The organism is Oceanobacillus sp. CAU 1775 (assembly GCF_054482815.1).
The window spans coordinates 164,661-178,520 of record NZ_JBTLRO010000002.1; the positions used below are offsets into that span (position 1 = coordinate 164,661).

16 protein-coding genes are annotated in these 13,860 nt (G+C 34.3%); all 16 read left to right on the forward strand.

Annotated elements, in window-relative coordinates; all coding sequences use genetic code 11:
* Positions 1–7: 7 nt before the first annotated feature.
* Positions 8–232 (forward strand): trp RNA-binding attenuation protein MtrB, encoded by a 225-nt coding sequence (mtrB, locus tag ACXYMZ_RS04050; protein WP_458947076.1) that lies wholly within the window; start codon positions 8–10, stop codon positions 230–232.
* A gap of 122 nt (positions 233–354) precedes the next feature.
* Complete coding sequence (locus ACXYMZ_RS04055) at positions 355–1,125, forward strand: heptaprenyl diphosphate synthase component 1 (RefSeq protein ID WP_458947077.1); 771 nt, start codon at positions 355–357, stop codon at positions 1,123–1,125.
* Positions 1,126–1,128: 3 nt separating this feature from the next.
* Positions 1,129–1,842 carry a demethylmenaquinone methyltransferase gene (locus ACXYMZ_RS04060; protein WP_458947078.1) on the forward strand — a complete coding sequence of 238 codons (714 nt, stop codon included), beginning with the start codon at positions 1,129–1,131 and terminating at the stop codon, positions 1,840–1,842.
* Between the two features lie 43 nt (positions 1,843–1,885).
* Positions 1,886–2,857: a heptaprenyl diphosphate synthase component II gene (gene hepT / locus ACXYMZ_RS04065; protein ID WP_458947079.1), complete on the forward strand. Its 972-nt coding sequence runs from the start codon at positions 1,886–1,888 to the stop codon at positions 2,855–2,857.
* Between the two features lie 86 nt (positions 2,858–2,943).
* Positions 2,944–3,390 (forward strand): nucleoside-diphosphate kinase, encoded by a 447-nt coding sequence (gene ndk, locus ACXYMZ_RS04070; RefSeq protein WP_458947080.1) that lies wholly within the window; start codon positions 2,944–2,946, stop codon positions 3,388–3,390.
* 76 nt (positions 3,391–3,466) lie between these two features.
* On the forward strand, positions 3,467–4,240 hold the full coding sequence (locus ACXYMZ_RS04075; protein WP_458947081.1) for a CheR family methyltransferase: 774 nt from the start codon (positions 3,467–3,469) through the stop codon (positions 4,238–4,240).
* Positions 4,241–4,359: 119 nt separating this feature from the next.
* The gene (gene aroC, locus ACXYMZ_RS04080; protein ID WP_458947082.1) at positions 4,360–5,529 is read left to right on the forward strand and encodes a chorismate synthase; all 1,170 of its coding nucleotides are present in this window, start codon (positions 4,360–4,362) and stop codon (positions 5,527–5,529) included.
* Positions 5,529–6,602, forward strand: coding sequence for a 3-dehydroquinate synthase (gene aroB, locus ACXYMZ_RS04085; protein ID WP_458947083.1), 1,074 nt, complete (start codon positions 5,529–5,531; stop codon positions 6,600–6,602). The genes aroC and aroB overlap by 1 nt, the downstream gene beginning before the upstream one ends.
* The gene (gene aroH / locus ACXYMZ_RS04090) at positions 6,602–6,979 is read left to right on the forward strand and encodes a chorismate mutase (RefSeq protein ID WP_458947489.1); all 378 of its coding nucleotides are present in this window, start codon (positions 6,602–6,604) and stop codon (positions 6,977–6,979) included. Before aroB ends, aroH begins: the two co-directional genes overlap by 1 nt.
* The gene (gene hisC, locus ACXYMZ_RS04095) at positions 6,980–8,074 is read left to right on the forward strand and encodes a histidinol-phosphate transaminase (RefSeq protein ID WP_458947084.1); all 1,095 of its coding nucleotides are present in this window, start codon (positions 6,980–6,982) and stop codon (positions 8,072–8,074) included.
* Positions 8,075–8,078: 4 nt separating this feature from the next.
* Complete coding sequence (locus ACXYMZ_RS04100; protein WP_458947085.1) at positions 8,079–9,182, forward strand: prephenate dehydrogenase; 1,104 nt, start codon at positions 8,079–8,081, stop codon at positions 9,180–9,182.
* A 14-nt stretch (positions 9,183–9,196) separates the two neighbouring features.
* Entirely contained in the window at positions 9,197–10,498 is a 1,302-nt protein-coding gene (gene aroA / locus ACXYMZ_RS04105; RefSeq protein ID WP_458947086.1) for a 3-phosphoshikimate 1-carboxyvinyltransferase, read from the forward strand.
* Positions 10,499–10,737: 239 nt separating this feature from the next.
* Complete coding sequence (locus ACXYMZ_RS04110) at positions 10,738–12,012, forward strand: tetratricopeptide repeat protein (protein WP_458947087.1); 1,275 nt, start codon at positions 10,738–10,740, stop codon at positions 12,010–12,012.
* Positions 12,012–12,578: a ReoY family proteolytic degradation factor gene (locus tag ACXYMZ_RS04115; protein ID WP_458947088.1), complete on the forward strand. Its 567-nt coding sequence runs from the start codon at positions 12,012–12,014 to the stop codon at positions 12,576–12,578. Before ACXYMZ_RS04110 ends, ACXYMZ_RS04115 begins: the two co-directional genes overlap by 1 nt.
* Positions 12,579–12,671: 93 nt before the next feature.
* On the forward strand, positions 12,672–13,124 hold the full coding sequence (locus ACXYMZ_RS04120; RefSeq protein ID WP_458947089.1) for a YpiF family protein: 453 nt from the start codon (positions 12,672–12,674) through the stop codon (positions 13,122–13,124).
* Between the two features lie 219 nt (positions 13,125–13,343).
* Positions 13,344–13,847 carry a QcrA and Rieske domain-containing protein gene (locus tag ACXYMZ_RS04125; RefSeq protein ID WP_458947090.1) on the forward strand — a complete coding sequence of 168 codons (504 nt, stop codon included), beginning with the start codon at positions 13,344–13,346 and terminating at the stop codon, positions 13,845–13,847.
* Positions 13,848–13,860 lie beyond the last annotated feature (13 nt).

The window sequence follows — 13,860 nt, forward strand, 5'->3', positions numbered from 1 at the left end:
ACTACAAATGAGCGATGCTGGGATGAAATCAGATTATATAGTTATTAAAGCGTTAGAAGATGGTGTGAATGTTATTGGGTTAACGAGAGGTACAAACACAAAGTTCCACCACACTGAAAAGTTAGACAAAAACGAAATTATGATTGCTCAATTTACAGAACATACATCAGCAGTAAAAATTAGAGGAAAAGCAGTAATTCAATCTAGAAATGGTGAAATGACGAACGAATAATATATATTTATAGCATAATGCTTTATTTTATTTTCTATTTGAAAGCTTTCATGTAGTTCAGGGGTTAAATATGCTATAATAACTAGGGCACTTTAATAGATGAAAGGGCTTAGGTGATTGCTTTGAATAATTCAACTAGCGAAATACTACATTATAAAAACCAAATAAAAAATAAAATAAACCATACTTTTTTATCGAAATATATCCAAAAGCCCGTAATAGATGAAGATAAAATATTTATTCTTACGAAGTTAATTCCACTTCACGGTTCATTACCTGAAATAGATCGTGATAATCATATTATTACAACGATGCTTGTTCAAGTTGCACTTGATACGCATGACCTTGTTCCATCCGAGAACAATCCTGATGAGACAAGAGATCATTTATTAAAGAAGCAACTCCATGTTTTAGCAGGCGACTATTATAGTGGTTTATATTATTATTTACTTGCCCAGACAGGCGACTATAAATTTATTAACACACTAGCGGTAGCAATTAAGCAAATTAATGAATACAAAATGAAATTATATTATCAAGAATATGAAGATATTCAAGAATACCTCGATTTAAAAGTACATGTAGCATCCATCCTTATTTTTAGTGCTGCTGAAGGTACAGAGGTAAATAAATTTAAAGAAGTTTTAAAAGAATGGTTATATATTAAATATCTTTTCGAGTTAAGAGATGACTTAGACCAAAGGGAGCAATCGTTCCTAACAGGGTTAGATATTAATACAGCGAAATCGAATCAGTTACTAAATACTAAAATACAAGCATTTGAAAATAGATTAGAAAATGTATCTCAAGAAGATCTTGAGCTTAAATTATATTTTACAAATAAATTAGAGCAATATAATCATTTAATCACTTCGTCAGTGGAAGAAGGGTAAACGATGACAAACCAATCAAAAGAAAAACGTGTACATCATGTTTTTGAAAAAATATATAATGAATACGATGAAATGAATTCAATTATTTCTTTTCAACAGCATAAAGTTTGGCGAAAAGATGTTATGGATAGAATGCAAGTTCCAGAAGGAGCTACTGCACTAGATGTATGCTGTGGGACAGGGGATTGGTCGATTGCTTTAGCTGAAGCTGTTGGTGAGAGCGGAAAAGTTATCGGTCTCGACTTTAGTAAGAACATGCTTTCAGTTGCTGAAGAGAAGAAACATAGATTAGGCATCGAACAGCTAGAACTGGTCCATGGGAATGCAATGGAGCTTCCTTTTGAAGATAATTCATTCGATTATGTTACAATTGGATTTGGGTTACGAAATGTACCAGACTATATGACAGTATTAAAAGAAATGTATCGCGTTGTAAAACCAAATGGAAAAGTAATTTGTTTAGAAACTTCTCAGCCAGAACTTATTGGCTTTAAGCAAGGATATTTTTTCTACTTTCGTTTTATTATGCCATTATTCGGAAAGGTATTTGCAAAGAGCTATGATGAGTACGCATGGTTAAATGAATCAACGAAAAGCTTTCCAAGTAAATCAGAACTAAAAAATATGTTTGAAACTGCTGGATTTTCTTTTGTTGAAGTGAAAAGCTATACACTTGGTGTGGCTGCTATGCATGCTGGTACGAAACAAATTCGTTAAATAAAGCTTAAGTTCGTGTACTTTACAAATAAAGGTGACATATATGAAACTACCTAAAACTTATGGATATTTAAAAAAGGATTTGGACAAAATTGAGACTTCACTTAATCAAGTGATTCAAGCTGACCATCCTATCCTTCGAAATGCTTCAACAGAGCTACTACAAGCTGGGGGGAAAAGAATTCGCCCAGTCTTTGTATTGTTGGCAGGACAACTTGGAGACTTTCAAGCAGAACAAATAAGTAAGGCTGCCGTATCGCTCGAATTAATACATATGGCTACATTAGTTCACGATGATGTGATTGATGAAGCAGAACTGCGTAGGGGTAAACCCACAATTAAACATACTTATGGGAATCGTGTTGCAATGTACACTGGGGACTATATACTTGCACGTGCTTTAGAAGAGATTTCTACTATAGAGAACCCTAAAGTGCATCGTGCCCTTTCTAAATCATTAGTAGAAGTAGTCTTTGGAGAAATTGAGCAAATTGAGGATAAATTCAACTGGGATCAGAACTTAAGAGATTACCTCAGACGTATTAAACGCAAAACAGCATTATTAATTGCTACAAGTTGTCAATTAGGCTCTATTTTATCTGGTCTTCCGGATAAAGAGGTAAAAGCTATGCACCAGTATGGCTACTATATCGGGATGTCTTATCAAATTATAGATGATATTTTAGACTTCACAGCTACTTCAAGACAATTAGGAAAGCCTGCGGGTAATGATTTGCTACAAGGGAATATCACACTACCCGTGCTATATGGTATGAAAAACGAGACATTTAATAAGTTATTGATGGAAGTCTTCCATGAACCTGAAGCGGTAACTGAAAGTGAAATGGATCATGTAATCGAAGCTCTAAAAATGACAGATGCTATTAAAGAATCTTATAAATTAAGTGATTTATATCTAAAAAAAGCTATCGATTCATTAAACATTTTCCCAGAGAGTCGAGCCAAACAAACGCTTGAAACGATTGCTAAATTTATAGGAAAACGTAAATTATAGGGTAATATTTGTTATTTAAAGCAATGTTTTGTATAATTTTAGAAGTTAGTAGAAAATCATCAAAAGAAAATAAATGAGGTGTCATAATGGAAAAAACATTTTTAATGGTAAAACCTGACGGAGTACAACGTAATTTAATTGGAGAAATTGTACAACGTTTCGAAAAGAAAGGCTATAAATTAGCTGGTGCTAAACTTATGTCAATCAGTAATGAATTAGCTGAGCAACATTACGGCGAGCACAAAGAAAGACCTTTCTTTGGCGAACTAGTAGATTTCATCACTTCTGGACCAGTTTTTGCAATGGTTTGGGAAGGTGAAGATGTAATTGCTACAGCACGTAACATGATGGGCAAAACGAATCCATCTGAAGCTGCTCCAAGCACAATCCGTGGAGACTTTGGAATCACTGTTGGCAAAAACATTATTCATGGTTCAGACTCTCCAGAGAGCGCTGAAAGAGAAATCGCATTATTCTTTGACGAAAAAGAATTAGTAAACTACGACAAAGTAGACAACTCTTGGATTTACTAAAATTTTAAACCCCAAAACCTCCGTTTTCGAACGGAGGTTTTTTAAAAAAAATTATATCTAGAGGCAGGAGAACATAATGTTAGATGATTACGAGAAATTCATACAAAAAGTAAACGATAAACACGATATAGATTTAAGTCTATATAAAGAAACACAAATGAAAAGAAGAATCACTACCCTTCGAAACAAACGCGGTTTTTCCAACTACCTTGATTATTTTCACGAGATGCACAAAGACGATGAGCTTTTAAAAGAATTCATTGATCGCTTAACAATCAATGTTTCGGAGTTCTATCGTAATGCAAAACGTTGGGAAGTACTTCGCACACTTGTAATACCAAAACTAACAGCTAACACCTCACGTTTGACCATTTGGAGTGCTGCTTGTTCAACAGGAGAAGAACCATACAGCCTCGCGATTATGTTTAAAGAGTATTTCCCGAAAATTAACGTAGAGATAGTAGCAACCGATTTAGATGAAGGAGCGCTTCAAAAAGCAGAAGAGGGATTATACGCGGAACAGTCTTTAAAAGAACTACCTGCTGGATTAAAAGAAAAATATTTCACAAAAGAAAATGATGTATTTAAAGTAGACGCTTCTTTACGAAAAAATATCACATTTAAAAAACATAATCTTTTAGCTGATAAATATCCAATTAACCACGATCTTATTGTATGTCGTAATGTACTCATCTATTTTACAGACGAAGCAAAAGAATCAATCTATCGTGGCTTTAGTAAGTCATTAAAAGACAATGGTGTATTATTTGTTGGAAGTACCGAACAGATCTTTGCACCAGATAAATATAACTTTAAATTATTAGATACATTTTTCTATCAAAAGAACTAATTTTAAAAATTAGATTATTTTATAATATGTTTTTTCCAAATTAAAGTTTAGATATGTTATAGTAATTAGAAATCTATTTTATTGGGTACATAAAAAAATATATAGAGGAGAATGCGACAGTGAGGTATCTAACTGCAGGTGAGTCACATGGGAAACAATTAACTACAATAATAGAAGGTATACCTTCTAATTTGCCAATTACTAAAGAAGATATTAATCATTCTCTTTTACGTCGACAACAAGGATATGGCCGCGGGAAAAGAATGCAAATTGAAACAGATCTCATTGAAATTACGGGTGGAATCAGACATGGAAAAACACTAGGTTCACCAATTTCATTAACGCTTACCAATGATGACTTCATTCATTGGACAGATGTAATGGGGGAAGACCCAATTCCTGAAGATACTAAAATTCGTCGTGTTGTTACTCGTCCAAGACCAGGACATGCTGATCTAAATGGCGCGATAAAATATGGCCATAGAGATATTCGAAATATTTTAGAAAGATCTTCAGCCAGAGAAACCGCTGCACGTGTTGCTGCAGGTGCTGTAGCCAAAAAGTTATTAAAAGAACTTGGAATTGAAGTTGCTGGATATGTGAAGGAGATTGCTGGAATTGTAGCTGAAGATAATGACAGCCTTTCAATGACAGAAAGACAAGAAATCTCACAAAAATCACCAGTAATGGTGCTAGATTCGTCTGCTGAAGCAGAAATGATGAAAGCAATTGACCAAGCAAAACTTGAAGGTGACACTGTTGGCGGTGTATGTGAAGTAAGAGTTGAAGGTGTACCAGCTGGTATTGGTTCGTATGTACATTTTGATCGTAAACTAGATTCAAGAATAGCTGGAAGTGTTGTTAGTATAAATGCTTTTAAAGGCGTAGAATTCGGAATTGGTTTTCAAGCTGCTAAAATCTTCGGTAGTGAAAACCATGATGAAATAGCTTACAACGAAGAACAAGGTTATTACCGTACATCTAATCGATTAGGTGGATTTGAAGGTGGAATGACTACAGGGATGCCAATAGTTGTACGTGGTGTGATGAAGCCAATTCCTACAATGATGAAAAAACCTCTTCAAAGTGTAGATATTAATACAAAAGAACAAATCAAAGCAACTGTGGAGCGCTCTGATCCTTGTGCTGTACCTGCAGCTTCAGTCGTTATGGAACATGTTGTAGCTATTGAAATTGCAAAAGCTATTACTGAACAATTCACAAGCGACCAATTTTCACAATTAAAGGATGCACTGGATCAATACCGTGAAGAAATTAGGTGGTTTTAATGGAGAAGCTAACCATTAAAACCAGTACGAATACATATCCAATTATAATTGGTAAAGATGTTCGCAAACATTTGAAGGAGTATATCTCTAAAGATTACTCCTCCATTTTTATAATTACAGATGAAAATGTCGCGGAGCATTATTTAAGCGATATTCGCTCAGCATTAGATGGCAAGCAATTTCACGAAAAAATCTTGCCAGCAGGTGAGAATACTAAAAGCATAGAATGGTATACAGAGATACAAACCGAGGCAATCAAAAATGGTTTAGATAGAAACTCTTTAATAATAGCTCTAGGTGGCGGAGTAGTAGGAGATCTGGCTGGTTTGGTGGCAGCAACCTTTATGCGTGGGATCGATTATATTCAGATGCCTACAACTATTTTAGCCCATGATAGTAGTGTTGGTGGAAAGGTAGCAATTAACCATCCACTCGGAAAGAATTTAATTGGTGCTTTTTATCCACCTGCTAGTGTCATTTATGATGTAGCAACACTTACAACGCTACCTATATCTGAAATTCGTTCAGGTTATGCAGAGATCATTAAAGAAGGCTTGATAGCTAACGAGCGATTATTTGAAGATATTTTAAAAAAGGATTTATCTTTTCGAACACAAGAAGAACTTGCAAATGATCTTTTACAAGCAATAAAAGTAAAAGCAGATATCGTGGAAGCAGACGAAAAAGAGCAGGGAATCCGCAGTTATTTGAATCTAGGACATACATTTGCTCATGCACTAGAAGCTGAACTCGGCTACGGGAAAATAACCCATGGTGAAGCTGTAGCTATTGGACTTTTATTCGCGATACATGTAAGTGAATCAGTGTTTTCTGTTGATTTACCATTTGTTAATCTTAAGGATTGGCTGAACAATAATAACTATCCTATTCATGCTTTTGATTATGATAGCAAAAGAATTCTAAATAAAATGAAAGCTGATAAAAAAACAATCAATCAGCAAATTAAAATGGTATTATTAAAAGCACCAGAAAAGCTAATAAATTACGAATTATCGGATGCAGAACTAATAGATCATCTAGAAATTTTTAAAGAGAGGTTGGTGTTAAAATGATATCACGAGGAATACGTGGCGCAACAACAGTTAACACGAATACAGCAGAAGATATGATCCAACAAACAAAACTTACTTTAGAAGAAATGATTGAGAAAAATAATGTAAAACCAATTGACGTTTCTCATGTGTTTATTTCTGTTACGGATGATTTAAATGCCACGTTTCCAGCTAAAGCACTTCGCGAATTTAGTGGTTGGACATATGTACCTGTCATGTGTATGGCAGAGATAAATGTGGAAAACAGTCTAAAATCATGCATTCGAATTATGATGGTTGTAAATACCGCAGTAAACCAAGAAGAGATTCATCATGTTTTTCGTAATGATGCAATTAAGTTGAGACCAGATTTAGTTGAGAAGAGAGGAGAGCAATAATTGAAACAGAAAGAAATATTAAGTCATTTAAATGCTTACCAACAAGGAAAGCAACTGAATGAAATAAAAGAAGAATTACAATTAGATAAAATTGTGAAATTATCCTCAAATGAAAATGTCTATGGATATTCTCCGAAAGTAAAAAAGGTATTACAAGAGAATTTGCCTGATTTTAATATTTATCCCGATGGTCATACAGGTGAACTTCGAACAGCACTAGCTTCGTTTTATAACCTTGAAGAAAATCGCTTGCTTTTTGGTGCTGGTTCAGAAGAAATCATAACGATTATTTGCCGTGCATTTGTCTTTAATGGCAGAAATACTGTAATGGCAGCAAATTCTTTTCCCCAATATAAGCATAACACCTTAGTTGAAGGTGGGATTGCTAAAGAAATTCCTGTAAAACCAAATGGTAAACATGATTTAGAAAAAATGCTTGAAGCAATTGACGAAAATACATCTGTCGTATGGATTTGTGCTCCTGATAATCCAACAGGTACTTTATCTTCTCAAAAGGAAATCGAATACTTTCTAAAAAATTGTCCAAAAGATGTTTTAGTTGTACTGGATGAAGCTTATCTTGAATTTGTTGATGAAGAGGTTAAACTTGATACATTTGCATACTTAAAAGACTATCCAAACTTAATTTCTTTACGTACTTTTTCAAAGGCGTATGGTTTAGCTGGATTGAGAATTGGATATGGAATCGGTCATCCTGACTTAATTCATCATTTAAATGTAGTTAGAGGACCTTTTAACACGACTTCAATCGCTCAAATGGCTGCTGTTCATGCACTCAAAGATCAAAATTTCATTAATGAAATAAGTGAAAATAATCGCCAGGTAAGAAATGATTTCTATACCTTTTTAGATTCTATTGAATTGAGCTATTACCCAACACAAGGGAACTTTATTTTAGTTTCAACTTCAGTTAGCGGTTTAGATGCTTTTGATTTTTTAATAAAATATGGATTTATTGTACGACCAGGTGAGTTATTGGGTTATCCTAACACCATCAGAATTACAATCGGTAATGATGATGATATGAAAGAACTCCAACAAGTTTTAAAGAAATTTACAGAACAGATTAGGTGAGATAATGGTTAAAAAGAGAATATTAGTTGCAGGATTAGGATTAATTGGTGGGTCTATTGCAAAAGCAATCAAATCAGAAGGAAAACATACTATTATTGGCTATGATGTAAATGGTTCTAGCCTTGAGTTTAGTGTCATGAATGAAATTATAGATAAAGCATATACCGACTTCACCGCAGCGGCAAAAGATGCTGACATTATTATCTTGTCCGCACCGATAACAGAAACAATTAAATTAATGAAAGCTTTAAATGAAATTACTTTTAACCATCAAGTAATCGTTACTGATACGGCTTCAGTAAAAGGGTCAATTATAGAAACCGCAGAAGAATTAATAAATGAACGCATTTCATTTATTGGTGGACATCCGATGGCCGGATCACATAAACGTGGTGTTGAGGCAGCGAAAGTACATTTATTTGAAAATGCTATATACATATTATCTCCGTCGATTCGAAGCACACCAGAAATGGTAGATCTATTAAAAAATATTTTAACACCTTTAAAAAGTAAATTTGTTGTACTTAAATCAGAAGAACATGATGAAATGACAGGCGTAGTCTCTCATTTTCCACATCTCATTGCATCTTCTCTCGTGCATCAAGCGAAGAAATGGGAAGAAACACATGCATACTTACCGAAGCTTGCAGCGGGAGGTTTTCGTGATATCACTAGAATTGCATCTAGTAACCCATTGATGTGGCAAGATATTTTCTATCATAATAGTGGAAAGTTATCTGTTCTTTTAGAAGAGTGGATAACTGAAATGTCGTATCTAAAAGAATTAGTTGACAAGAATGAAAAGAATCGAATGGTTGAATACCTTGATGCAGCAAAATTATACCGTGATGGTATTCCAGAAAAAACTCGTGGTGCTATCCCAGCATTTTACGATTTATATGTTGATATTCGAGATCAAAAGGGAGCAATTGCCAAGGTTGTGCAATTACTAGCTGACATAAATATTAGCATTAAAAATATTCAAATTCTTGAAGTACGTGAAGGTATTGATGGTGCACTGCGATTAAGTTTTAATTCTCGAAAAGACCAAGAGTGCAGTAAAAATCACTTAGAAAAAAGTGGTTACGACACGACAATACAAGAATAAGGGGGCGGAATATCATGAAAAATTACAGTTTATCACCGATAAAAAAAGGATTAAACGGTGAGATTGAAATTCCAGGAGATAAGTCAATTTCACATCGCGCGGTTATTTTTGGTTCTTTAGCAGAAGGTGTTACAAAAGTAAGTAATTTTTTAGATGGTGAAGATTGTTTACGCACTGTTGAAGCATTCCGTTTAATGGGCGTTAATATCATCCAAGATCAAGATTCCTTAGTCATTGAAAGTAAAGGTGCTAAAAACCTTAGTGAGCCACTTGCTCCACTTTATTTTGGAAACTCTGGAACTACCGCAAGATTAATGCTTGGTCTTCTCGCCGGTTTACCAATGTTTACAACCGTTTATGGTGACGAGTCATTAAGTAAACGCCCGATGGATCGGGTAATAAACCCTGTATCTAAAATGAACGGTGTTTTCTCAGGGAGACAAGCAGCAAAATTTCTTCCAATAGCAATTAACGGCCAAAAATTAACCGGTATTACATACGACTTACCTATTAAAAGTGCACAAGTAAAGTCAGCTGTATTATTAGCGGGCTTATTTGCAGAAGGCGAAACCGTAGTGACAGAAATGACACAAACTAGAAACCATACAGAAACGATGATGGAAGCTTTTGGTGCTAATATCCAAACAGATGGTAAGACAACACGCCTTCATGGAAACCAAACCTTAACCGCAACAGATATACATGTTCCTGGTGATATTTCATCAGCAGCGTTCTTTCTAGCTGCTTCTGCTGCTAAACCTGGCAGTAAGTTAATTTTGAAAAAAGTTGGCTTAAACCATACGAGGACTGGCATTATAGACGTATTACTTGAAATGGGAGCATCTATAGAAATAATGAATCAAGAAAAAGTAGCTGGTGAATTACTTGGTGATTTGGTTATTCACAGTAAAGCGTTAGAAGGAATTGAAATCTCAGGTGAAATCATACCTCGTCTTATTGATGAAATTCCTATCATTGCTTTAATTGCTACACAAGCAAAAGGGAAAACAATTATACGCGATGCTGAAGAGTTACGTGTGAAAGAAACAGATCGAATCGCAGCCGTTGTAGATGTTCTTTCCACACTTGGAGCAAAAATCACAGCTACAGACGACGGAATGATTATTGAAGGAACAGGTCAACTTGATGGTGGGGAAATCAAATCTTACAATGATCACCGAATTGCAATGATGGGTGCAATTGCTTCATTCTTTACAGACGAAGAAATTATTATTGACGACATTTCTTCCATAGCCATTTCCTATCCGAACTTTTTCGCAGATTTAAAAAAGGTAACTGTTGATAATAAAAATTAGAAGTTCATTCCGTTTCTAAAACAATATACTTCCGAAACGATTTTATTCACATACCTATTTCAAACTCAAATACCCACAATAAAAAACAGAGGAGATTAGCAGCCTCTGTTTTTTATTGTTATACTTATAATTATCTTAAAGCTTAGAAAAAATATAGGTAACTCAACTCTATTCATTGATTGAAAGATTTGTTTTCGATATGATAACAATATAGAGTAAGTAAGAGAAAGGTTGGGCGTATGGATACGATACTACAAGCTGTTCAATTAGTAGAAAACAATCAAATAGATGAAGCACTTCGTTTGCTGCAAGAATTTTCTAATGGAGCAAACGATGATGAGAAATATACTATTGCTGAATTATATTTGCAATGGGGCTTTCTAGACGAAGCAAAAGAAATCCTAAAGGAATTAATCCATAAGTATCCCGATGAGAGCGATCTTATATTAAGTCTATCAGATATTTATATTGAACAAGAAAACGATGAAGAAGCAATGGAATTGCTAGCAGAAATAGGTGAAGACCAACCAGAATATGTTCAAGTATTACTACAATTAGCTGATTTATATCAATCACAAGGATTATTTGAAGTTGCTGAACAAAAATTGTTGGAGGCTAAGAATTTAATGCCTAATGAAGTTATCATTGACTTCGCGTTAGGAGAGCTTTTCTTTTCAATTGGTGAATTCTTAAAAGCGACAACCTATTATGAAAAGGTTAGTAACGAATCAGATACCATTGCAGATATTTCTGTTCATGATCGTTTAGCAGAATCTTATGCAGCAATTGGTGAATATGAAAAATCACTCGACTACTTTAAAACAGGTGAAACGGAAACCCCTGATAAATATTTCAAATACGGTGTTACCGCTAAACAAGCCGATAGAAACGATATAGCAATTTATGCTTGGAAACGTGTACTAGAGTTAGATGAGTATTATCATACCGTTTACCTCAATCTAGCGGAGGCTCTTCTTGACGAAGCAATGTATGAAGAAGCATATGAAACTGTAAAGAAAGGCTTGCAAGTTGATGAGTTTAATAAACAACTTTATTTCATTGCAGGAAAAGTAACTAATCAATTAAATGCCTTAAAAGAGAGCGAAGAATATCTCCGTGAAGCAATTGCTTTAGATCCAGATTATATGGAAGCAATTTTATTTTTAGTGGAACATCTAAAAGAAGCAAATCGATATGAAGAAGTTATCGAACTGATAACGGAAGTTAAATCGATTGGTTCAGGTGATCCTTTATACGACTGGGAGCTAGCAAGAGCTTATAATGAAGAAGAAAACTTTGATGAGGCACTGAAAGCATATCGAGAAACTTATGAAATATTGAATGATGATACTGATTTCTTAAAAGAATATGGTTATTTCCTAACAGAAGACGGGCAAATAAAAGAAGCAATCAACGTTTTTGAGAATTACTTAAAACATGAACCAGAGGACTATGAAATAGAAGAATTTTACTCCCGACTAAAACTCAATGAGGAGAATGAAGGAGAATTATAATGAATACTTCGATAAAGTCTTACGAAAAAAAGGCGTTTATATTTTGGTTTTTAAATCAATATGACATTAAATTGCGAGAAGCAAACTGGATTTTGACTTTTATAGCTAATAATAAACATACGTTAGAGAATGTCCATTTCGTTCGCGATGCTGATCGTACAGAGCGAAGTATTATTATTGCAACGAAATGTTCGGACAAACCAGCCTTTCAATTTCATAAAGGGGAATTGATGACTACTGATGCTGAAAAAGCGTTTCATGACATTCGATTGAATCCATTTGAACCATTATATATAGAACTTCATTTCCATCAGTCAAATCAATCACCACAGTATGCTTTCGTCCTTGAAGAAAACCCTTTTTTACCAGATAAGTTTTATATTACTTCAGAGGACAAAAAACAAACAAAATCTATTATTAACTATTCTCTTCAATTGCATAAAAGAGAAGCGTTATTGAAAAAAATTGACCAAGCCCTAGATAGTAAAGATAAAGAGCAATTTTTAACTCTAACAAACGAGTTAAATGATATAGAAATGACACTCCTTAACCAACCAACTCACTAATTTCAAAGTTGATTATTCTCATTTAAATGAGTTACTATTTATAGGGTTGGCTTTCTATTTATTATTTTTTAGCAGAAAGGTTGTTATTTATTAATGAAGTGGAATAGTGAAGCACTTGATAAGTATGTACAAGCAAAAGAATATGTCGATACCATTCTATTACCACTCATTCCTTTTCAGTTTGGGGATGATGAGGTATCTTCAAAAACAGCTTTCCAAAACGAAGTTATTAATATTTTCTCAAATGAAATTGAAAGAGAATTAAGCGGCCGTATAATGGTAGCACCTAATTATTATTATTTAAAAGATGCTACGGATGAAAAAGATAGAATCAATGCTTGGATCGAGGATATGCAGAAGCAACCTTTTGAACATATCATTTTACTAACCTTCGATGCAAATTGGAAAAAAGTCGAGAAAGATTTACAAGGGACCGTACTATGGTTACCAGCTGTACAATCTGGAGATATAAACTCGAAAGAAATGCAGTCGATGCTTCGAGATCAAATTAGCCAAGTTTCTGACATGATTCGTTCTTTTTGGTGAGTGTAAAATCGCAAGAACAGGGAATAATAGTTTCAGTATATAATAAACTGATGAGGTAATTATCGAAAATTCAGTTATATTGTAGTAATATAAAAAGATTTTATTTTAACGTTCGGTTTTATATTGACCGATGTTCAAGATTACGCTATCATGGTATTGTCCTAGTTATTTATTTTATTCATAATACCCGTGATTAATGTAAAAGAGGGGGGGAAAATCATGAGTGAAGAAAAAAAGCAACAAGTATCCCGTAGACAGTTTTTAAACTATACTCTTTTAGGAGTAGGTGGATTTATGGCAGCTGGTGTGTTAATTTCTCCAGTAAGAATGGCTATTGATCCTGTATTAAAATCAGCAGGTACAAGCGATTTAGCAAACGTTGGACTTTCAGTTGATGATATAACAACAGATCCACAACGTGTTGACTGGAATGTTGAACAAATAGATGGCTGGTATGATTCTGAGGTAAACCGTACTGCGTGGGTTTATAAAAATGATAATGATGAAGTTGTAGCCTTTTCCCCAGTTTGTACGCATTTAGGCTGTTTTGTTTCGTGGGAAGGTAATGATGCTCATCCAAACGAATACTTCTGTCCGTGTCATGGAGGAAGATTCCTTAAAGATGGGACAAACGTTCCAGGTACACCACCTTTAACTCCGTTAAATCGTTATGAGCAGGAAATTAAAGATGGAATGTTATTCCTAGGAGATGTAATTAAATAAGGGGAGGTTAAAA